The sequence below is a fragment of the Hominilimicola fabiformis genome (assembly GCF_020687385.1).
GTDB lineage: Bacteria > Bacillota > Clostridia > UBA1381 > UBA1381 > Hominilimicola > Hominilimicola fabiformis.
This window is the reverse complement of sequence record NZ_JAJEQM010000001.1, coordinates 51,156-73,340: the sequence shown is the minus strand read 5'-3', so window position 1 is coordinate 73,340 and position 22,185 is coordinate 51,156. Positions and strand designations below refer to the sequence as shown.

The 22,185-nt window shown below is 38.8% G+C and carries 20 protein-coding genes and 1 riboswitch; of the genes, 12 read left to right on the top strand and 8 right to left on the bottom strand.

Going from position 1 to position 22,185, the window contains the following annotated elements:
- Nucleotides 1–6: 6 nt before the first annotated feature.
- From LKE05_RS00295 to LKE05_RS00285, 3 genes are all read right to left on the bottom strand, one after another.
- Nucleotides 7–1,398, bottom strand: a complete 1,392-nt coding sequence (locus tag LKE05_RS00295; RefSeq protein WP_308455634.1) for an SAVED domain-containing protein — start codon at nucleotides 1,396–1,398, stop codon at nucleotides 7–9.
- A 68-nt stretch (nucleotides 1,399–1,466) separates the two neighbouring features.
- Entirely contained in the window at nucleotides 1,467–3,143 is a 1,677-nt protein-coding gene (gene rlmD / locus LKE05_RS00290; protein ID WP_308455633.1) for a 23S rRNA (uracil(1939)-C(5))-methyltransferase RlmD, read from the bottom strand.
- A 121-nt stretch (nucleotides 3,144–3,264) separates the two neighbouring features.
- Nucleotides 3,265–6,231, bottom strand: coding sequence for an S-layer homology domain-containing protein (locus LKE05_RS00285; RefSeq protein WP_308455632.1), 2,967 nt, complete (start codon nucleotides 6,229–6,231; stop codon nucleotides 3,265–3,267).
- Between the two features lie 538 nt (nucleotides 6,232–6,769).
- On the opposite strand from LKE05_RS00285, the gene LKE05_RS00280 reads away from it, so the two are divergent.
- Nucleotides 6,770–7,375 (top strand): ribonuclease H1 domain-containing protein, encoded by a 606-nt coding sequence (locus LKE05_RS00280; RefSeq protein WP_147514011.1) that lies wholly within the window; start codon nucleotides 6,770–6,772, stop codon nucleotides 7,373–7,375.
- Nucleotides 7,376–7,435: 60 nt separating this feature from the next.
- Here the strand turns inward: LKE05_RS00280 and LKE05_RS00275 are convergent, their stop codons facing one another.
- The 5 genes from LKE05_RS00275 to hemL all read right to left on the bottom strand — a co-directional run bounded on the left by LKE05_RS00275 (nucleotide 7,436) and on the right by hemL (nucleotide 12,636).
- The gene (locus LKE05_RS00275) at nucleotides 7,436–8,662 is read right to left on the bottom strand and encodes a hypothetical protein (RefSeq protein WP_308455631.1); all 1,227 of its coding nucleotides are present in this window, start codon (nucleotides 8,660–8,662) and stop codon (nucleotides 7,436–7,438) included.
- 14 nt (nucleotides 8,663–8,676) lie between these two features.
- Nucleotides 8,677–10,014 (bottom strand): MATE family efflux transporter, encoded by a 1,338-nt coding sequence (locus LKE05_RS00270; RefSeq protein WP_308455630.1) that lies wholly within the window; start codon nucleotides 10,012–10,014, stop codon nucleotides 8,677–8,679.
- Nucleotides 9,999–10,361 (bottom strand): HIRAN domain-containing protein, encoded by a 363-nt coding sequence (locus LKE05_RS00265; RefSeq protein ID WP_308455629.1) that lies wholly within the window; start codon nucleotides 10,359–10,361, stop codon nucleotides 9,999–10,001. Before LKE05_RS00265 ends, LKE05_RS00270 begins: the two co-directional genes overlap by 16 nt.
- A gap of 71 nt (nucleotides 10,362–10,432) precedes the next feature.
- Nucleotides 10,433–11,350, bottom strand: coding sequence for a radical SAM protein (locus LKE05_RS00260; protein ID WP_308455628.1), 918 nt, complete (start codon nucleotides 11,348–11,350; stop codon nucleotides 10,433–10,435).
- Nucleotides 11,347–12,636: a glutamate-1-semialdehyde 2,1-aminomutase gene (gene hemL, locus LKE05_RS00255; RefSeq protein ID WP_308455627.1), complete on the bottom strand. Its 1,290-nt coding sequence runs from the start codon at nucleotides 12,634–12,636 to the stop codon at nucleotides 11,347–11,349. Before hemL ends, LKE05_RS00260 begins: the two co-directional genes overlap by 4 nt.
- A gap of 151 nt (nucleotides 12,637–12,787) precedes the next feature.
- A riboswitch (adenosylcobalamin-variant (AdoCbl-variant) riboswitch) is annotated at nucleotides 12,788–12,859 on the top strand.
- Nucleotides 12,860–13,060: 201 nt separating this feature from the next.
- On the opposite strand from hemL, the gene LKE05_RS00250 reads away from it, so the two are divergent.
- From LKE05_RS00250 to LKE05_RS00200, 11 genes are read left to right on the top strand one after another with little or no spacing between them, the layout of a single operon-like run.
- Nucleotides 13,061–13,795, top strand: coding sequence for an energy-coupling factor ABC transporter permease (locus LKE05_RS00250; RefSeq protein WP_022229461.1), 735 nt, complete (start codon nucleotides 13,061–13,063; stop codon nucleotides 13,793–13,795).
- 14 nt (nucleotides 13,796–13,809) lie between these two features.
- Nucleotides 13,810–14,094 carry an energy-coupling factor ABC transporter substrate-binding protein gene (locus LKE05_RS00245; protein WP_022229460.1) on the top strand — a complete coding sequence of 95 codons (285 nt, stop codon included), beginning with the start codon at nucleotides 13,810–13,812 and terminating at the stop codon, nucleotides 14,092–14,094.
- The gene (gene cbiQ / locus LKE05_RS00240) at nucleotides 14,084–14,863 is read left to right on the top strand and encodes a cobalt ECF transporter T component CbiQ (protein WP_308455626.1); all 780 of its coding nucleotides are present in this window, start codon (nucleotides 14,084–14,086) and stop codon (nucleotides 14,861–14,863) included. The genes LKE05_RS00245 and cbiQ overlap by 11 nt, the downstream gene beginning before the upstream one ends.
- Complete coding sequence (locus LKE05_RS00235; RefSeq protein ID WP_022229458.1) at nucleotides 14,863–15,705, top strand: ATP-binding cassette domain-containing protein; 843 nt, start codon at nucleotides 14,863–14,865, stop codon at nucleotides 15,703–15,705. Before cbiQ ends, LKE05_RS00235 begins: the two co-directional genes overlap by 1 nt.
- A 2-nt stretch (nucleotides 15,706–15,707) precedes the next feature.
- Nucleotides 15,708–16,391: a precorrin-2 C(20)-methyltransferase gene (gene cobI / locus LKE05_RS00230; protein ID WP_308455625.1), complete on the top strand. Its 684-nt coding sequence runs from the start codon at nucleotides 15,708–15,710 to the stop codon at nucleotides 16,389–16,391.
- A gap of 19 nt (nucleotides 16,392–16,410) precedes the next feature.
- Entirely contained in the window at nucleotides 16,411–17,544 is a 1,134-nt protein-coding gene (gene hemA, locus LKE05_RS00225; protein WP_308455624.1) for a glutamyl-tRNA reductase, read from the top strand.
- Nucleotides 17,541–18,407 carry a hydroxymethylbilane synthase gene (gene hemC / locus LKE05_RS00220; RefSeq protein ID WP_308455623.1) on the top strand — a complete coding sequence of 289 codons (867 nt, stop codon included), beginning with the start codon at nucleotides 17,541–17,543 and terminating at the stop codon, nucleotides 18,405–18,407. The genes hemA and hemC overlap by 4 nt, the downstream gene beginning before the upstream one ends.
- Nucleotides 18,408–18,412: 5 nt before the next feature.
- On the top strand, nucleotides 18,413–19,846 hold the full coding sequence (gene cobA / locus LKE05_RS00215) for a uroporphyrinogen-III C-methyltransferase (protein WP_308455622.1): 1,434 nt from the start codon (nucleotides 18,413–18,415) through the stop codon (nucleotides 19,844–19,846).
- Nucleotides 19,843–20,805, top strand: a complete 963-nt coding sequence (gene hemB, locus LKE05_RS00210) for a porphobilinogen synthase (RefSeq protein WP_022229453.1) — start codon at nucleotides 19,843–19,845, stop codon at nucleotides 20,803–20,805. The genes cobA and hemB overlap by 4 nt, the downstream gene beginning before the upstream one ends.
- Nucleotides 20,805–21,392, top strand: a complete 588-nt coding sequence (locus tag LKE05_RS00205) for a precorrin-2 dehydrogenase/sirohydrochlorin ferrochelatase family protein (protein WP_147514020.1) — start codon at nucleotides 20,805–20,807, stop codon at nucleotides 21,390–21,392. The genes hemB and LKE05_RS00205 overlap by 1 nt, the downstream gene beginning before the upstream one ends.
- Nucleotides 21,389–22,144 carry a sirohydrochlorin cobaltochelatase gene (locus LKE05_RS00200; protein ID WP_308455621.1) on the top strand — a complete coding sequence of 252 codons (756 nt, stop codon included), beginning with the start codon at nucleotides 21,389–21,391 and terminating at the stop codon, nucleotides 22,142–22,144. Before LKE05_RS00205 ends, LKE05_RS00200 begins: the two co-directional genes overlap by 4 nt.
- The last annotated feature ends 41 nt before the right edge of the window (nucleotides 22,145–22,185 follow it).

The window sequence follows — 22,185 nt, the reverse complement described above, 5'->3', positions numbered from 1 at the left end:
CCTCCCTTAATTAGTAAAACTTATTGATTGTGAATACGTACAAGAATTCCTTTGCTCAAAATCATATTCATATAGAATACATTTGCCAAATCCAACTGAATTTTGACCTAAGAAAAACATAAATGCATTTGGAGCAGCAGCAAAAATATGTAGTGTTGCACGCCGTTCCACAGTGCTTCTTCTGCCAATAGCGTTATAAACTGAATTAGCTAAAGCAGTTGCATGTGTTCCATCTTCTATCGAAAAATTTGTAGCACCAACATCGCTTGGCGTACAATTAATGATAAATCCAATTGATAGATTGTTTTCTTTTATGAATTTTACCACGTCATTGTAAATGTTACGAGTGACATTTAATACTAATGCAGAATCATATTGATTCTCATTAAACTTTTCGTGGGAAATATCCCAATTAGTATAGTTCCTTTTAGATGACAGTTTCACATCCCATAATACAGTGCCATTGGTCGACGATTTTTGTATCGGAAATACGTTGATACCTGATTTGCTATCAAGAATTCTTCCTGCTGCAAAGGCTATAGACGCATGTGTATCTAAAAATATTTGATATGCATACTTGTTGCTTGTATTTGTGAGCAAAAATTCCTCCAAATTTCTATAAATATCTTTGTTCCAATCGTATTCACCCTTTATATTGCGACCATCAAACTTATTAATGAATGATAAACAACTCTCTGTGTCTTTTTCCAAGTTTTCTGCTCCACGGGTAAAGCTTTTCACACCAATAGATATTCTTTTAGGGGAATACTTATCGGCAACAAGAAAAATGCGTTTTTCCATTTCTCCATCAAAGTCTTTTCTATCAATACCTTTACCATGTGTTGAAGAAATCATCTGATCATTTACAGTCGCTGAAGCAATAAACCTAATTTGGTCAAACGTCATCATTTGATTGCTATCTGAAATATACTGATGCAACGAATCTCTTACAATTTTTTCTAAAACTTCTATTTCAAACGGCAAAATAAAAAACCGTATTCTCTTATTATCAAGCAAATCTGTATCAAACCCATTTAGCGACGATTTTGCTTCTTTATCAAGCACTTTCCCATAATACTTTTCGATTGACTTTATAAATGTATTGGCGGACTTATCACATTGCCCGATTAAAAATAATTCATATTCAGGACTTTCTATATCCTTTATAAGGTCATCTAGCCATATTTTGATGTCTGATTTGGTAAAAGTATTTATCGTTGATTTTACTTGTATGCATTTAACAATTTGATTTTGCTGCTCTAATGCTATATCAACCTTATCATTTGATGTTGGAAATTCGACATATATCTTATCCCAGTTACCTTTATCAGTTAAGGCCTCTAATACTGAAGCAAACCCCTGGTATAAAAATCCCCGTGATGCTTCTTTTCCACCCATAATCCTCACCCTTTCCATCATTTATTTGCTTTACTAATCCATGTGATATTCTATAAACAGGCTACCTATTAAATAACCCCAAAATATTTCAAAGCATCTTTGATTGCTTCTACCTTTTCCGCTGTCGGATGCTTCCTCGGCTGTTTCAATTCTTCTACCGCATTAGGAGCATCGTACATCGGCAAGCCTAAATCTCTCTTTACCTCTGCGATATATGCGGTATGTACCTTGAAGCCATATTTAGCTTCTATGTACTCCTTTATCATTTTGTAGGTCACTCGTTCCTTGGGCTTGTATTCTTCGGCTCTTTTAGCGATATTATCAAGCGGAACTTTTCCCTCACCCTCACCAAACTCAACTTTTATGTTGATATGTCCGTCTGGCTTTTTGTGGGAAAGCAGTACTACCGTCTCCACATGACTTGTATGTGGGAACAGGTCGAAAGCGGTGGTGGCGGTTATGGTATAGCCATTATCGTTAAGAAAACGTGCATCTCTGGCGAGGGTGGCGGGGTTACAGGAAACGTACACTACACGTTTGGGTTGTGCTTTAATTATTGCTGTGAGTGTTGATTCATCACTGCCCTTACGCGGCGGATCGAGAATAACCACGTCCGGCCGTTCGCCTTTTTCTATCAATTTCGGAACGATATTTTCTGCGCTGTCTGCGTAAAAAATTGCGTTCTCAATACCGTTTTTCACTGCATTTTCTTTTGCGTCTTCGATTGCACGTTCAACAATTTCTACACCTACAACGCTTTTTGCGTTTTTAGCGGCACACAGCGAAATTGTACCGATACCGCAATAAATATCCATCACGCTTGTATTTTCATCAATATCCGCATACTCCAAAGCTTTACTATACAGTTTTTCGGTCTGTACCGGATTGATTTGAAAAAAGCTTTGAGGGGAAATATCAAATTTTACTCCACAAAGTGTATCTGAAATCCTATCCTTACCCCAAAGAATTACATTTTCCTCCGTAAGCACAAGATTATTTCTCTTAGTATTAATATTCAGCACTATGCTTACAATTCTATCCGAAACATTTCTCAATTTTGAAATCAGTTTTTCACGTTTCGGCAAACTTTTTGCATTAACGGAAACGACAACCATAATCTCATTTGCAGAAAACGATTTACGAGTAAACACTCGTCTGACAATGCCTTTATGCGACCTTTCATCATATGCACTGACATTATTTTCATTCATATAATCAATTACCGCATCATTTATTTCCTTATTAATTTCATCACCAAGGCTGCAATCATCAAGCGGAATAATGTCATGACTTCGCATTGCGTAGAAACCGCAAACATTTTTACCATACACATTTCCGACAGGAAAAACCATTTTATTTCTATACCGTTCCGGCACATCCATACCGACAATTCCGTCAACCTTAAAATTCTCAAACTTGCCTATTCTCTGCATCGCATTCTCAACAATATCACGTTTTATATCAAGCTGTGCGTCATACTTTATATGACGAATTTGGCAACCGCCACACCTTTTATAATGTTGGCACATAGGCTCACAACGTTTATCCGACGGTTCTGTAATCTCCAACGCCTTACCGTATGCAAAATTTTTCTGCACTTTGACAACAAGCATTTTAATTTTATCGCCGTCCACCGTTTGCGGTACAAAAACCGCAAATCCGTCTATATGCGCAACTCCGTTACCGTCCGAAGAAACAGAATCTATACAAGCAACGTACTCTTTATTTTTTTCAACAGGAATCATAATTTACCTCTTATTTGTTTTGTATAATAGTTTTATTATATCATTCATTAATGGTATATGCAAGATTTTAGCAAAAAAAGAAGCGGTATAAACCGCTTCTTTTAAAATTCTTATTTAAGAATTAGTCGTTATTAACGATTAGGTAGATTTCTTGAGCTTCGTCCTTATCTGTAGTTCTAACTACTGCGAATACTACATCGTCGATAACATCTTCGTGTTCAAGGTTAAGAATATCTTGACCACCTACTGTTGTCTTAGCAGCCTTAACGTCAGGTGTTGATGCAATACCTTCGTCAAGAAGAACTCTTGAGTTATCTGATCTTGCTGCGAAGTCATATGTGTAGATCTTAGCGTTGCTGTAGTTTACTTCAAGACCTTCGTCATAGTTTACTACATACTTACCCTCAGCATTTGTTGTAACTGTACCGATTGTGATGTTGCTACCGCTCTTATCAACAACAGGACCGAATACAACGTTTACATCGTTGTCATCATCTGATAGAAGATCAGCGAACTTTGTATCTGCAAGAACTGATGATTGCTTCTTGAATGCGTTAGTTCTAAAGTCTTCAAATGATGAACCGTTTAGAACATTCTGAGCAGCGAATACTGAGTAGATTCTTGAGATGTAGCCTTCTGAGTTAGTAGCGTAAACAAGTACGTCACCTTCGTCAAATGCGTCTTCTGCAACTGTTTTACCAGCGTTACCTGTGATTACAACGTCATCATCAAGAACGAATTGCTTTTCTTCACCGTTTACAACCAAGTTGTAAGCTGTCTTATCGCCGTCTTTGTCGATTACTTCACTACCGTTGAAGATAGCAAGCTGTGTTTCTGAATTGAATACGCTTGATGTACCTTCTGTAATGATTACGAATCTGTATGTGTTGTCTGACTTAGACTTATCATAACCGTAAGCCACATAGTTGCTACCGTCATTTAGAGATGAAACAACTGAATATGAATCCTTTGTATCAACTTCTGATAGGTCAAGGATTACTGTTGAGTCAGCCATCTTAACTGAACCAATCTTGTTACCTGATTCTTTGTATTCAGCATCAGCAGCTGTTGGAGCGATTACGCCACCATTCTTAATTGTGATCTTGTTTGAAGATGAGCTTACTGAATATTCTACAACCTGTTCCGGATAAGCAACTGACTTAGGTTGTGATGTGCTATATTTAGGTTCATCAAAAGCTACTACCTTTGATTGCCAATCTTTTGTTGTTGTATCTATCTTATTTTCCTTTTTAGCATCTGAATAGAATGTAGCATACTTCAAGTATGTTGCATATTCATTAACCTTATCGCTGTCTACTTTGTACTCTTCTTCAGTACCTTTCTTAGTAATGATTTGAGCCATGTAGTCGCCGCCGGCCTTCTTGTAGATGTTCTTCAATACGCCGTAGTTCTTTGATACTGAGTTTTCGTCAGCCTTAGCGATTCTGCCGAAGTGATCAAGGTATAGGCTATATTCTGTTGATGTTTCAACATCGATATCCATACCTTCAGCAGCCTTATACTTTGTACCGCCGATTGTGTATTCACCCTTTGAATCGTTAATGCTTGTGCACTTAACGCCGTCAACAACGTTTCTTGTAACGATTACATCATAGAAGCTTGAATCCTTGAATGAACCTGTTGTATCGTATGAAATGTTAAGTACGTCGTTTTGTTGAAGATCTTTAGCTTCGATATCTTTACCGTCAAGTTTGAATGAATATGTGTAGTTATCATCATCCTTGTTTACTGTCATCTTAGCTTGGATACCTGATGAATATGTATCGAAGTTTACTGATGTTTCGTTTGTCTTGTCGATAACTTCATCAACAATAGCTGTTACATATGAAGATACCATGATTGTGTTATACTTAGCTGATGTGCTTGTTGAACCAGTTTCTGTTTCCTTTTGAAGTGTTACAGATGCTGTTTCGTTCTTATCAAGATAATCTCTTAGCTCTGCAATAGATTTTGATGATTCAACGCCGTTGATATAGATTGTAACGCCGTTTGTTGTATCAAGTTGATACTTTGTTGAACCCTTTGTTGTACCTGCCGGGAAGAAGTAAAGAGCTTCGTCTGTTGACTTGTTTTCATCAAAGTCTTCTGAAGCAACTGTTACGCTCTTGTTTGCAGCAGCAGCAGCGATTGAAAGAATTGTGAATTCATCATCGTCATTCTTTTGGATAAGTGCCTGAGAATATGTTCTTAGGTAGTTATCAGCCTTTGAATCGCCGATGTACATATCTTCTGAAACAGGTGAATCTGCCTTAACTTCTTCATCGTCGAAGTTGTCAGCTTTTTCAACTTGGAATGTAACCTTGTCAGTATCAACTGAACCAGTCTTGCTTGTTTCTGTTACACGACCGTATACTTTGTATGCGTCATGCTTTTCTGTGAATAGAGTTTCGTATGCTCTGCCTTCTTTACCGTCTCTTACTTCAAGATTAGGTGTCTTTGAACCGTTCCACTCTGTCTTCCAGCTTGCGATTACGCAAAGAGGAGCGTCCATAGCGTTGTCGATCATTTGAGCAACCTGAGCTCTTGTAAGTTCTGTGCTGTCTGTGATACCTGAGATACCCTTTGTGATATCAAGTGAAGCAGCATATGTCTTGTAGCCTGTTGGCCATCCGCCTTGAGCTTGTGCATATGTTTCGTAACCGATAGCACTTACAAGCATCTTTTGAGCCTGTACATATGTAACGTTAGCGTCTGGATCAAATTCTGTATCGCTCATACCTGCGATGAAACCGTTAGCAACACCTTGGTTGATGTAGCCTTTAGCCCAGTGATCTGCTGAAACATCAGCGAACTTTGTTGATTCTGTTGATGCCTCTGCTGATGAACGTTCTGCAAGAGCGTCAACGATCATCTTTGTGATTTCAGCTCTTGTTACAAGCTTATCCGGACCGAATGTGCCGTCATCATAACCGCTGATTACGTCAAGAGCTGAAAGTTCTTGAACAGCCTGTGCGTAGCTTGCTGTAGATTCTACGTCAGGGAAATCAACTGCGAAAGCGGCAACTGAAGATGCTACCATAGTAAGAGCAGCAACTGATGAAATTACCTTTTTGAGATTCTTATTCATAGTCTCAAATCCTCCCTTTTTGATTCTTTGTTTGTGAAGGGTTTCCTTAAATGTTTTGTATGCACCCTTCTTTGCATTACAAAACTACATTACACATTGATTATACCACGCAAACTGTGTATAAGTCAATGACGTATTACAGTTGTAAAAAAACTGTAATTCTTGTCACATCTCGGCTACAACCTGCTTTGCCGTTTTGTGACTCATATTACGGTAACAATTTTCAACTAACGCTTCTACCCTATTATTCGAAAACTGCTACTGAATATTTTACTCTTTCATAAAGCTGTTGTCAACTACTTTTTTCTGCCAACCCGATCTTTTTCATAAAATTTTATAATTAGCACAAAATCTATGTCCAATTCACGGATTTTTTGGTCAAATTGATTATGTCAACCAATGCTTTTATGTTTTACAATAGATTAGACGTATGTTTTCCGAAAAAGTTCCGCTTTTTTTGAAAAAATTTTAAAAAATTTATTGAAATCATTATTTTTTCTTAATATAATAGTGTAAACAAACTGAAAGGACTACACATATGGCTAAATATTATGCCGTCAGAAACGGCTATCATACAGGAATTTTTAACACTTGGGACGAATGTAAAAAGGAGGTTTCCGGTTTTTCGGGTGCGGAATATAAAAGTTTCACAAAGCTTGAGGACGCAAAAGCTTTTTTAGGCGAAAACGAACAAATCAGTTTATTCGATGAACCGAAAGAAAGAAAAAGCACCGCCGTTGCATATGTTGACGGAAGCTACAACATCTCCACAAAAGAATATGCGTGCGGAGTTATTATTTTCTATGAGGGGAAAGAAACGACATTCAGCCGAAAATTTTCAAATCCCGAAAACGCCTCAATGAGAAATGTTGCGGGTGAAATTGAGGGTGCAAAACTCGCAATGCAGTTTTGCATTGACAATCATATAGAAGAAATAGACATTTATTACGATTACGAAGGTGTCGAAAAATGGTGTACGGGTGTTTGGAAAACCAACAAATCCGGCACAATTTCTTACAAGCAATTTTATGACGAAATAAAAAAATCGGTAAAAGTTTCATTTAACAAGGTAAAAGGTCACTCCGGCGACAAGTACAACGATGTCGCCGACAGACTCGCAAAAGACGCTTTGGGAATTAAATAAATTATTTCTGCAGCAATGCAAAAACAGACAAGCCAATTAACCGACTTGTCTGTTTTTCTTTTAATACTTTTTCAAATCACAATACACTCTTATCCAACCGGTGTCAAGTTCTTTACTGCTCTTTTCCTGCCAAATATAGATTAAATCATTTTCAATCTTAACGCTGCCGTTATGGATTTGACTGTCATTATCGTTTATCACAACCGACGATGTATCAAATTGGATATAATATGCCGGTTTTGTTTCATCGTCAACATCAAGTGCGAATTTGAACATATCATTATTTTTATTGTCATTTACTATCGTCAAACCGTCAGGATAATAATAGTAATTGCCGTTATATCTGATTATTGACGCACCGAACGATTTTTTACCGTCCTCCTGTGCCGCCTCGGTTACAAAGTCATTCCATTCCCATGATGCAAGTTCAAATCTTCCATTTGTGCCGCTGTCAACTATAAGCGGTGCAATGTCATCATCTCCGACAACATCAATTACAAACTGTGCATATGCGCTGTTATCCCAAAGCGAACTTGAGTTTGACTTAACCGTAAGATGTGTCTGTCCCGATTTTTTCATATTAAGCTTATCCGCCGTTACGGTATACTTGCTTCTCGGAAGTTCTTCCCTTGCACCGCCTGCATATACTGCCGTTACAGTCAAGTTCTTTATAACCTTATCAACTTCTCTGCCTATGAACACCATTTTAGTCGGATTATTTTCGTCAAGCATATCGTCCTCATAATACGTATCAGGTCCGCTTACCGTCAAATATGCGATTTTTTCGCCGATTTGCGGTTTTTCCGCCACTTCAACCGACACGTCTTTCATAAGTGCGAACTTAATCTCTTTATCCGATATATCCTTATGCTTTTTACACATAAGCGCAAGTTTTTCTTCACCTGTTCTGATATAATAATTTGTCGACGGATATTTTTTACTTAATCCGGTCTTTTCATTAAGGCTTGAAATCAATTTTTGATAATTTCCGTTTTGGATAAGGTCGTGCCAATATGTTTCGCCTGTTTTCATTTCGTCCGTAAGCTCGTCCGAAAGCATATTCAGCATTATGCTCATATGCGTACTGCACTTTGCCTTATTACGATTTATAACGCACTGCACAAGTGACGGCACTATTACCACGCACGACAAAACAATTACAACCGCTCCGACACCGAATTCGACCGGTTTTATTTTCTTAAATTTTGAGCCGATTGACGAAAATATATTTCCCAATTTTTTCTTAATCTTTTGTAAATTTATTTTTTTCAAATTATTTTTTTTCAAAACTGCACCTCAAATTATAATTTTCTGTAAACCGCAAAATACATTGTTGTAAAGCACGCCAAACCGCCTATCAAATTTGAAATCGGCTCTGCCAAAAATACTCCGTTTACTCCGAACCATATCGGAAGAAGAAGTATAAGCGGTATTACCACTATTCCCTTTCTCAATATAGAAAAGAATATCGCAAACTTCGCTTTTCCTATTCCGACAAACACCGTCTGTCCCGTAAACATAAACGCCATAAGGAAAAATCCGAAAAAATATATATGCAATGACGGTACACCGGCAGTTATAAGTGCCGCATCGGCAGTGAATATTCCTATAAGGAATTTCGGAATCAGCAAAATTATAAACCATGCCACTGTACTGTATATAATAAGCATTGCCGCCAAATACCGTATCGCCTCTTTAACCCGTCCGTTTTCACCTGCACCGTAGTTAAAGCCGATTATCGGCTGTGCACCGTTTCCCAAACCCGTTACAGGCATTTGCAAAACTTCTCTTATAGAATTGATTATAGTCATAACTCCGACATACACGTCTGAGCCGTAATTCTGCAAACTTACGTTACACGCAATCTGTACCGCGCTGTTTGTCACCGACATTGTAAATCCCGAAAGCCCTAAAACAAGTATCTTCTTTACACGTTTTGCCTGACAGCGCATTGCGGAAAGTTTTATTTTTATAATCGTATTTTTGCCGGTTAAAAATTTAAACGTCCAAACCGACGCGGCAAGCTGTGACAAGACTGTTGCAAGTGCCGCACCCTGTACGCCCATTATATATATAAATATCGGGTCTAAAATGATATTCAGCACCGCTCCGATTACGACGGTAAGCATACCCGTTTTACCGAAGCCCTGTGCATTTATGAACGAATTAAGTCCCAAACTCATCATAACAAATACGTTACCCAAAAGGTAAATCGTTATATATGAATTTGCATATTCAATCGTATTTTCACTTGCACCCAAAAGATACAAAAGCGGTCTTTTTACGATTAATCCGACAACCGTAAGACACAAACCGAATATTACAAGCAGTGTCACGCTGTTGCCGAGTATCGCCTCAGCCTCTTTTTCGTTGCCCTCACCGCGTTTTATCGAAAACAACGGTGCACCGCCCATACCGATAAGGTTTGCGAAAGCGATTACAATAGTTATAATCGGCAGACAAACTCCGACGCCTGTCAATGCAAGCGAAGAATTTTCGCCCATTCTTCCTATATAAATTCGGTCTACTATACTGTAAAGTACATTGATAAGCTGTGCAAGCGTCATCGGAATAGAAAGTCTTAATATATTTGATATTATACTTCCCTTTGAAAAATCGTTTACTACTTGTTTAGCCATTCTTCCGCCGCCTCAATTTGTGTTTGTATTTCTTTTTCAAGTATTCCGTCCGAATTTTCTTCAACCTTACAAATCACTTTACTTTGAGTCGTAAACATCACTCGGACAAAAAACTTATCCTCGACTTTATCGTATATTCTTCCGGCACTGAGCGTACCGCCGGCAATACTCGCCGGACTGTTTGCGATATATCCGACCTTGCCGATTATCGGCAATTTTACGGTTATCGCCTCTGAATCATATTTGTTTGACGGCTCTTTTACGCAGATAAGCACGTTTCCTATTGCAAAAGGCTTTTTATGATAATAATTCGCAAAGCCCGTTACCGTTACATACAAATCCTCCATAAATCCGCCCCCAATCATCAATATATTATCCGAACCTGTAAACAGGTTCAAAAATCATATTTGTTATTATATCATTTTATATTTGTTTTGTCTACTTTTTTTACTACTCCTTCACCGTCAAATAAAGGAATAAAGCTTTCCGAAACAGTACCGCCCTCCTGCACAAAAGCATTTTCGACACCGATTTCAACCGCAAAGTCAAGCACTTCGTCATATTCGCTTTCCGTAACTTTTCTGTTTATTTCGGGATATTTTAAAACACTTTCAAGCGGTGTGTACTGATTCATTATGCTCATATAAATATCATCGCCGTATGTGTTATACAGATATTTAATCACTCTTTTTGAATTGTCGGTATATGACGGCAAAACAAGATGTCTTACGATTATTCCGCGTTTCATCATATAGTTTTCGTCAAATTCACAACCTCCGGCTTGTCTTACCATTTCATCTATCGCTCTTTTTGCGTGTATCGGATAATCCTCTGCTTTTGAATACTTTTTTGCAAGTACGCTGTCGGCATATTTAAAATCCGGTAAATAAATATCTATATAACCGTCAAGCATTTTCAGTGTATCAACGCTTTCATAGCCGCCGCAGTTATACACAATCGGAATATCAAGTCCTTTTACCGCATCGAGTGCCTTTATAATATGCGGTACATAATGAGTTGGTGTTACAAGATTTATATTGTTTGCGCCTTTATCCTGAAGTTCAAGAAATATTTCCGCCAACCTGTCCGATGTTATTTCAAAGCCTTTATGCTCCGAAGATATTTCTCTGTTCTGACAATACACGCACCCAAGATTACATCCCGAAAAAAACACTGTTCCCGAACCGCTCTCACCGGAAATACACGGTTCTTCCCACATATGCAGTGCGGCACGTGCCACATAAAGCTTATCGCTCTGACCGCATACACCGACTGTCCTGCTTCTGTCAACACCGCAGTTTCTCGGACAAAGTCTACATTCTCTGTAATAATTCATCGCAATATTTCCATAACCTTGTCAAATGCCGCCGCTGTCTTTTCCAAATCAGCCTTAGTATGTGCGTCAGACAAGAACAGCGACTCAAATTGCGACGGTGCAAGATAAATACCCTGTTTAAGCATTTCGTTAAAGTATACTTTGAATTTTTCGGTGTTCGACTTTGACGCGGTTTCGAAATTTGTTACGTCATTGTCCGTAAAGAATACACTCATCATTGAGCCTACTCTGTTTACACGAACATTCACACCATATTTTTCAGCCGACTTTTTAAATTCACTCTCAAGATATGCACCCTTTTGTTCAATTTCTTCATATATATAGGGGTTTTCCTGCAAATATTTAATCTGTGCGTTACCCGCCGCCATTGCAAGCGGATTACCCGACAATGTACCTGCCTGATAAACAGGACCTGTCGGCGAAACAAATTCCATAATCTCACGTTTACCGCCGTATGCGCCGACAGGCATACCGCCGCCGATAATTTTTCCGAATGTGACAATATCCGCGTCCAAACCAAATCTGCCTATTGCACCCGACGCAGATAATCTAAATCCCGTCATAACCTCGTCCACAATAAACACGCTTCCGTACTTTTTCGTTATCTCGCGAATTTTCTGCAAATATCCGTCTTTAGGCGGTACAACACCCATATTTCCTGCTACAGGCTCAATTATAACTCCGGCAATTTCATTACCCATTTTTTCAAATGCGTCCTCTATTGCGTCAATATCATTGTACGGTAAAACAAGCGTATACTTTGCAAAATCTTCAGGCACACCTGCCGATGACGCACTTCCGAAAGTTGCCGCACCCGAACCGGCTTTTATAAGAAGCGAGTCGCTGTGTCCGTGATAACAGCCCTCAAACTTTATTATTATATTTCTGCCCGTGTAACCTCTTGCCAGACGTATCGCAGACATAGTTGCCTCCGTACCCGAATTAACCATTCTCACAACATCAACACAAGGAACAAGCGAACAAATTCTCTTTGCAAGCTCCGTTTCGGCAAGGCAAGGTGCACCGAAAGACATACCTTTATCGCAAGCCTCCTTAACCGCCTCCAAAACGATTTCCTTACAGTGTCCCAAAAACATAGGCCCCCATGAGCCGACATAATCTATATATTCGTTTCCGTCAATATCGTATATCTTACTTCCGTTTGCACGTTCTATAAAAAGCGGATAAGTTCCGACATTCTTAAACGCTCTTACAGGCGAATTAACTCCGCCGGGTATATATTTTTTAGCCTCGTCAAAGGCTGTTTTGCTTTTTGATGTATCCACAATATATCATTCCTTTTCTAAACAGATAAAAAAATTATACACCCTACTTAATTTATTGTCAATTCCCTTGATTTTTCGATATAATAGTGTTAAAATAGACAAGATATATCTAAATATATCCGTTTTCGGTAAACAAGTGTTTTTATATTTGTTTTCAAAAGGAGAAGCAGGGTGAAATTCCCTCACAGTCACGCTACCGTACAGTCGGATCGCCTGCCGAAAATCGAGCGCATTTGTGCCTACGAACGATGGGTCAATGGCGGAATCATTCAGATTTTAAGCCATAGGATTTACCCAATCCCTACGGCTTTTTTTGGTATGTGAAAATCACAAGTTTTCTGCACTCCCAAAAAGTTTCATAACTGATTTAAGTGGTCACTTGTGTGCTAAAACATATTTCATAATAAGAAAAGGAGAAAAATTTATGTCTTTAGCAAACAGGAAAACAAAACTATTGGTGGCAATGCTTTCACTACTGCTTGTCATTCCTATGACAAACGCATTCGCAATGCACATTATGGAGGGTTATCTTCCTCCGAACTACTGTATTATATGGGGAGTTGTATGTATACCGTTCCTTATCGCAGGCGGTATCAGTATGCAAAAGCAAGCAAAAAAGAATAACAAAACAAAAATACTTCTTGCACTTGCAGGAGCTTTCGTTTTCATTCTTTCATCGCTTAAAATCCCTTCAGTTACAGGAAGTTGTTCACATCCGACAGGTACAGGACTCGGTGCAATTCTTTTCGGACCGTCGATTATGTCTTTACTCGGTATAATCGTGCTTTTGTTCCAGGCACTTCTTCTTGCACACGGCGGACTTACAACGCTTGGTGCAAACACATTTTCAATGGCGATTGCCGGACCGTTCGTTTCATTCGGTATATACAAGCTTTGCCAAAAGCTTAACGCACCGAAAGGTCTTGCAGTATTTCTTGCCGCAACAATAGGTGATATATTCACTTATGTGGTAACATCATGTCAGCTTGCACTTGCATTCCCTGACCAAAACTTCTTTGCATCACTTGTAAAGTTTATGGGAATCTTCGCGGTTACACAGGTTCCGATTGCCATTGCAGAGGGTATTCTGTCTGTTATGATATTCAATGTATTGGCTAAGAACTGTACAAACGAACTTAAGCAGCTTAATGTTATATAAGGGGGTATATATTAATGAAACTTTGGGTTAAAAATACAATATTGGCAGTTATACTTGTTCTTATAATTGCCGTACCGCTACTGTTTATGGGCGGTCACGAATTTGGCGGTTCTGACGACCAAGCATCAGACGCCATAAGTGAATTGGACGAAAGTTACGAGCCATGGTTTGAGCCGTTCTGGGAGCCGCCGTCAGGTGAAATCGAGTCACTTTTCTTCTGTCTTCAGGCAGGAGTGGGCGCCGGTATTGTCGGCTTTGTACTTGGCAGAGTAACAGCTAAAAAGAAAAATGATAATTGATAAATTAGCATATAATTCAAAACTCAGAAATATTGCACCTATTTCAAAACTTCTGTTTTCAATGTCGGTGCTTGTTATCTGCATATGGGCAAACAGCTTTTTGGTAAGCGTATTTACTGCGCTTACTATGCTGTTTCTTATTATTTTTATAGGAAAAACATCGTATAAAAACGTATTTCATCTTATGACTGTCCCGATAGTTTTTATTATTATGGGTTCAGCCGCAATAGCAATTTCAATCGGTCAAAATTCAAGCGATATGCTTTTTTCACTGCATTTCGGCAATACTTATTTCGGCGTGAGCCATACAAGTCTTTTATCGGCTGTTCGCGTTATGATTAAGTGTTTCGGTGCGGTAAGCTGTATGTATTTTCTTTCACTTACCACGCCTATGGTCGATTTATTCACTTTGCTCAGAAAAAGCATTATACCGAATTTTATAATCGAAATTGCGGAACTGATTTACAGATACATTTTTGTGCTGTTTGACGTATCGCACAGAATACACACCGCTCAAGACGCACGTTTGGGGTACAGCAATCTTCGTGTAAGCTACCACTCAACGGCACAGCTTGCGTCAAACCTTTTTATACGTTCCTTTAATCAAGCCGAAAAAACGTATACCGCTATGGAGTCACGCGGTTATGACGGCGAAATCAACGTTATTATGCCGAAGATTAATCATTCGGTCAAATTTAACGTATTTGCGGTCATATACGTCGTAATTACAACAGCGATTGCGATATTTTCAAGAAAGGCGGGGATTTGATGAATATTATCGAAACAGAAAACCTTTCATATAAATATGATGAAAGCCATTTTGCTCTTTCGGATTTGAGCATTGGCTTTGAAAAAGGGAAAATTACAACAATTCTCGGTGCAAACGGAGCAGGCAAATCAACATTGTTTCTGAATATGAACGGAATTTTAAAGCCGCATTCGGGGACAGTAAAATTTATGGGTAAACCGATAGGTTATTCAAAAAAGGAAATCAGAGAATTAAGAAAAAGTGTCGGAATAGTTTTTCAAGACCCCGACGACCAGCTTTTTTCCGCGTCTGTTTTTCAGGATGTGTCTTTCGGTGCAATGAATTTGAAATTGCCGCAGGACGAAGTTGTTCATCTTACCGAAAATGCACTTAAACGCACAGGTATTTTTGATTTAAAAGACAAACCTACCCACGCATTAAGTTTCGGTCAGAAAAAACGTGCCGCAATAGCCGGCATACTTGTTATGTCGCCGGAGGTAATCATTCTTGACGAGCCGACAGCAGGTCTTGATCCAATGGGCGTAAGTGAGCTTATGCACCTTCTTCGCGACATATGCGAAAATGAGGGTACAACAATTATAATGTCAACGCATGATATTGACGTTGTGCCGATTTATTCGGACTATGTTTACGTTATAAATCACGGTAAGTTACTTACAGACGGTACTCCCGAAGAAGTATTCTCAAATCCGACGCTTTTGCGTGAACATAATTTAAGATTGCCGAGAATTGCACATCTACTTGAAATTTTGAATAAATGTGATAAACTTAATGTAGACTTCTCAAAAGCCACTATTGGCAAAGCAAGAGAAGAAATTTTAAATCTTATAAGGGGTAAATAACTATGGCAAAATTCTATTCCGTCGGAGTCGGTGCAGGTGACGGTTCATATATAACTCTCGGTGCGCTTCGTGCATTGGAACAGGCTGATATAATCGCCGTTCCCGTTAAAAAATACGGAGAAAAATCAACTGCACTTGAAATAATCCGCAAGGAATTTGATACGGATAAAAAAGAAATTTCAGAACTTGAATTTCGCATGAGCGGGGACACTAAAATCAGAGAGGAGTCCCGCAGAAATTCATCCGAAAAAATTATATCGGCGTTAAAAGACGGAAAAGATGTTGCAATGGTTACTCTCGGTGACGTTTCGGTTTACAGTACCTGCACATACGTTCACAATGCAGTGAAAAATGCAGGCTTTGAACTTGAAATTATACCCGGTATAACTTCATTTTGTGCCGCTGCGGACAAGGCACAAATAAGTCTTTGCGAGGGAAACGAATCGGTTGCGATTATTCCCTCGCTTAAATCAAATTTACTTGAAAAATATATTGCCGATTTTGATACGGTTGTGATTATGAAATCGGGCAACGATACAGATGTAATATACGACATTTTAAAAAAGTACAGACTTGAAAACAACGCGATTGTTTCAAGCTGTATCGGTATGGAAAACGAAATTATCGAAAAAATACAAAAAGGCAAATCATACGGTTATTTTACAACCGTTATTGTAAGAAAATAATCAGAAAGGTTATGGGATAATGGAACTGCTTGCAGTGAGTATCAGCCACGAAAATACTCCAATATCAATTCGTGAGAAAGTATCTTTTACAAAGAAAAAACAGGCTGAAATTTTAAAGTATATAAAACAGAATATCGCTGAAGAATGTGTGCTTTTGTCCACTTGCAACCGTTGTGAATTTTATCTTGCGGGGTATAATATGAAAGATAAATTCATTGACTGTTTAGTGTCCCTAACCGATGAATTTGTTAAAAAGTACATAAGCATATATGAGGGCGACGATTGTTCGCGTCATCTTGCACTTACCGCGTCGGGGCTTAAATCCATGATTCTCGGTGAGGATCAGATTTTAGGTCAGGTTAAAGACGCGCACGAATTTGCAAAAGAACATTTGTGTTGCGGAAAATATCTCAACACACTTTTCCGTATTTCCGTAACGGGTGCAAAAAAAGTTAAAACGGAAACGCTTTTATCGAAAACTCCTGTTTCCGCGGCAACTATTGCAATAAAACAGTGTCAAAATATTTTGGGGACACTAAATAACAAAAACATATTAATTATCGGTGCAAGCGGAAAAACAGGCTCTATCGTTCTTAAAGATTTACTGTCCCTTGACGGTGTAAATATTTATGCCACTTCGCGTACGCATGACGGCATTATAAACCACATTGACGGTGCGATTACCGTTGATTACGACAAGCGTTATGATAATCTTGATATGTATGACGCCGTAATCAGTGCCACATCCAGTCCGCATATCGTACTTGAAAAAAGCAGAACAAAAAACGCAATAAAGACTTGTAAAAAGCGAGTTTTTATCGACCTTGCAGTACCTCGTGACATTGAGATATTCGAGGATGAATACACAGTTTACAAAAATATTGACGATTTAACCGAAATCGCGGACAATAACAACAGAATTAAACAACAGGAAATTATGAAAGCCGAAAAAATTCTTCAAAAATATATTGATGAATTTCGTATATGGAAACTTTTTTCCGAAAGCGAAACATTATTCAAATCGGCAGAGAATAAAATTGAAAACGAGAGCGAAAAGAACACTTTTCGCCATAAAATATATAATCTGAAATCAGACAACAATTATGCAAAATTCAGTGAATTTATTATTTTGCTTAGGGAGAAATTAACGTGAGTATAATAAAAATCGGCTCAAGAAAAAGCCAGCTTGCAATCAAGCAAACAGAGGCTGTAATCAAAAAATTGAAAGAGCATTTTCCAAACGACACTTTTGAAATTGTCGGCATTTCAACAAAGGGTGACCGTCAGCTTGATAAGTCGCTCCAAAGTTTCGGCGGAAAAGGTGTTTTTATAAAAGAAATCGAAACCGCACTTTTAAGCGGTGAAATAGATATGGCGGTGCATAGTGCAAAGGATATGCCGACAGAAATTTGCAACGGTCTTACGATAAGTGCCGCACTTCTTCGCGACGACAGAAGTGATGTGCTTGTTCATTTTGGAGACACTGAATTATCCGATATAAAAATAATCGGTACAGGCAGTGCAAGACGCCAGTCACAGGCTGAAAAACTGTTCCCGAACGCTGTTTTTAAGCCAATCAGAGGTAATATCGGCACTCGTCTTGAAAAAGTCAAAAACGGTGAATACGATGCGGTTATTATGGCTCGTGCCGCAATAAACCGTCTTGCCGTTTCCGACGTTAAAATCGAAAATCTCGGCGATAATTTCATATGCGCCGCAGGTCAGGGTATTCTTGCCATTGAAACTGTCGTCGGCAAAGCCGATAAATACGCACAGGCGATAAATGATAAAGTCGCAATGACCGAATTAAAATGCGAACGCGCATTTTTGCAGTACACAGGCGGTGGCTGTCATGCACCGTGCGGTGCGTCGGCTGAATTTAACGGTAAAGAAATTAAAATGTGTACGTTTTTCAAAGAAAACGACAAAGAAATTTATCTTGAAATGTTCGGAAACGATCCGATATTACTCGGCAAAAAAATGGCTGAAATAACGCTTGATAAAATTAAGGAGTAAATCAAATGGTATATCTTGTAGGTGCAGGCCCCGGTGACAGCGGATTAATCACGCAGAAAGGTCTTGAATGTATAAAAAAAGCGGACGTCATAATTTACGACCACCTTGCAAATCCGACTTTATTGAGCTATGCAAAAAACGACTGTAAATTGATTTATGCCGGAAAAATCGCAGGCAATCATCACATGGTACAGGAGGAAATCAACAAAACCCTTGTTGAACACAGCCGTTTAGGAAATGTTGTACGTCTGAAAGGCGGCGATCCGTTTATTTTCGGTCGCGGAGGTGAAGAAATTATCGCGCTGATCGAAAATAATATTGACTACGAAATTGTACCCGGTATTTCTTCTTGTTACAGTGCCGCCGAATATTGCAGTATTCCAGTCACTCACCGCGGAGTTGCAACTTCATTTCACGTTATAACAGGTCACGAAAAAGTCGGAAATGAAACGGTTAATTACAGCGCACTTGCAAAACTCAGCGGAACGCTTGTTTTTCTTATGGGGCTTTCGTCTGCCGAAAATATAAGCAATAAGCTTATTGAAAACGGTAAATCGGAAAATACACCTGTTGCCGTAATTTCAAGCGGCACAACGCCGCGTCAAAAATGTGTTACGGGGACACTAAATAATTTATCTGCATTGGCAAAACAAATGACTTCTCCGGCGATAATTCTTGTCGGTGATGTGGTGAATTTAAAGCAAGATTGGTTTAAACAAAAAAATACAAAAATACTCACAACCGCAACACCGTTAATGAACAAAAGCATAAAAAATGCGGCGACCGATTTTGACATAACGGAGCTTCCTTTAATCAAAACAGTTCCGATTAATTTCGACTTGTTTTCAAAAGCGGATATAGCACACTTTTCACATATAGTATTTACAAGTGCAAACGGTGTTAAAATATTTTTTGAATATTTACAAAAATCAAAAACCGATATACGCACTTTAAGGGACACTAAATTCGCTGTTGTCGGGAAAAAAACAGCCGACGCACTTGAAAGTTACGGCATATATGCCGACATGGTTCCTCAAATTCATTCGGGACTTGAGCTTGCTCGCCTAATGTGCGAAAAGTGCAGCAAAAACGACAATATTCTTTTAATTCGAGCCGAAAACGGTGTAAGCACCATACCGAATATTTTAAGTGAAAATAATGTTAATTTCACCGATATGCACCTTTACAGAACAGAAACCGACAACTCAAAACAGGAACTTTTGAATTTATGTCTAAACGATACTGACTATGTCATATTATCAAGCGGTTCTGCCGCAAAGGCATTTTCCGAAATGGCAGACACATCAAATGTAAAGCTGATTTCAATAGGAAACGAAACAACAAAATCCGCCGAAAAATGCGGGCTTAAAATTTATAAAACAGCCGACAATGCAACCGCAGAAAGCATTATCGACTGTATCAGGAGGGACACTAAATGATCAGACGACCAAGACGACTTCGTGTGACAAAACAAATTCGCGACCTTGTACACGAAACTTCGATTGACAAAACAGACTTAATATATCCGATGTTCATAATTGACGGCGAAACAGAAGATATTCCGTCAATGCCGAACATCAAGCGATACTCGCTTACCGACCTGCCGTCCGCACTTGATGAAGTGGTTTCGGCAGGTGTCGGTGCGGTGCTTTACTTCGGTATTCCGAAAACAAAAGATGAATTCGGCAGTGAGGCATACAATGAATTTGGCATTGTTCAACGTGCAATCCGCCTTACAAAAGAACTGTATCCCGATTTAATCGTAATTGCCGATATTTGTCTTTGCGAGTACACTTCGCATGGTCACTGCGGTGTTATTGAACACGACTGTATCGTCAACGACAAGACTTTACCGCTTTTAGCAAAAGCGTCGGTGGCTTGTGCAAAAGCAGGTGCGGATATTGTTGCACCGTCGGATATGATGGACGGACGAGTAGGTGCAATACGTCAGGCACTTGACGAAAACCGCTTTGAGGACGTACTTATAATGGCATACAGCGTCAAATATTCATCATCATTTTACGGACCGTTCCGCGACGCAGCTGACAGTGCTCCGTCGTTTGGGGACAGAAAAAGTTATCAAATGGATTTCAGAAATAAAAAAGAGGCAATTATCGAAACACAGCTTGACATTGACGAAGGTGCGGACATAATCATGGTGAAACCCGGTATGCCGTATCTTGACATTGCAAAAACGGTCAGCGATACTTTTAGTGTCCCTCTTGCAATATATCATGTAAGCGGTGAATACTCAATGATTAAAGCCGCCGCACAAAACGGTTGGATTGATGAAAAGTCAATCGTCCTTGAAAGCCTTACCGCAATGAAACGTGCCGGTGCAAAAATGCTTATAACCTACTACGCGGTCGAGGCTGCAAAGTGGTTGGAGGAAAACTGATGTTTCCGATAATGCTGAATATACGCGGAAGAAAATGTACCGTTGCAGGCGGTGGAAATGTTGCGGAAAGAAAGGTTAAAACGCTTTTAAAATACGGTGCAGACGTAACTGCAGTAAGTCCTGTTTTTAAAGACGGATTTCCAAACGTCAAACGACTTGAAAAAGAATATTCCTCAAGTGACATAGAAAATTCTTTTCTTGTCATAGCCGCAACAGACAACAAAGAAGTAAATCAAACGATTTACAATGACGCAAAAAAGCGCAACATTTTAGTGTCCCTATCTGATGACACAGAGCATTCCGATTTTATATTACCGTCATCAAAAAACTACGATGACATAACGATTTCTGTTTCGACAAACGGCAAATCACCGGCACTTGCGAAAAAAATCAGCCAAATTAAATCAAACGATTTAGAATTTTACGCAAGCATTTTACCTATAATAGAGAAATACAGAAGTATTTTAATAAGCGAAAGCAGGGACACTAAAAAAGAAATATTAAATTTTATGGTTTCCGATGAAATGCTCGAAATTGCAAAAGAAAGTTTAGAATTATATGAACAGAAAATAAAGGAGAAAATATGAAAACTGCAATACTTGTCATAAGCTTTGGCACAAGCCACCGCGATACGCTTGAAAAAACAATCGGTGCTGTCGAAAAAAAGCTTAAATATGAATTTAAAACAGATGTTTTCCGTGCATTTACAAGCGGTATGATTATTAAAAAGCTACGTGAACGTGACGGAATAGAAATTGATACTGTAGATGAAGCACTTGAAAAATTATATAAAAGCGGTTACACAGATATTTTTTGTGTCCCTACTCACATTATGTGCGGTATTGAATACGACAAAGCTTGCAGAATGATTGAGAAATTTAACGACAAAATGAAAATCAGAATTTCTCGTCCGCTTGTTACCGAAACGAGTGACTATTACAACATTGTTGATATTTTCAAACACAGACTTACCGACAAAAACAGACTTTACGTTTTTATGGGACACGGCAGCGACCATTTTGCGAATGCCGCCTACCCTGCCCTTGATTATCACTTTAAAAATGCCGATATGAACAACGTATTTGTCGGTACTGTTGAGGGTTTTCCCGACCTTGAAACAGTCATCTCCCACGCAATGAAAACCGATATAAAGAATGTAACACTACTCCCGTTTATGCTTGTATGCGGCGACCACGCGAAAAATGATATGGCTGTCGAATGGAAAGAAGAATTTGAAAATAACGGTTTCAATGTCGAGTGTGACCTTACGGGACTTGGCGAAATTAAAGAAATACAAGATATGTACGCCGAGCATTTAAGAAATGTTTGGGGACAGTAAAAATGACTTAATTTTTAAAAATCATATAAAAAAAGTGCCTT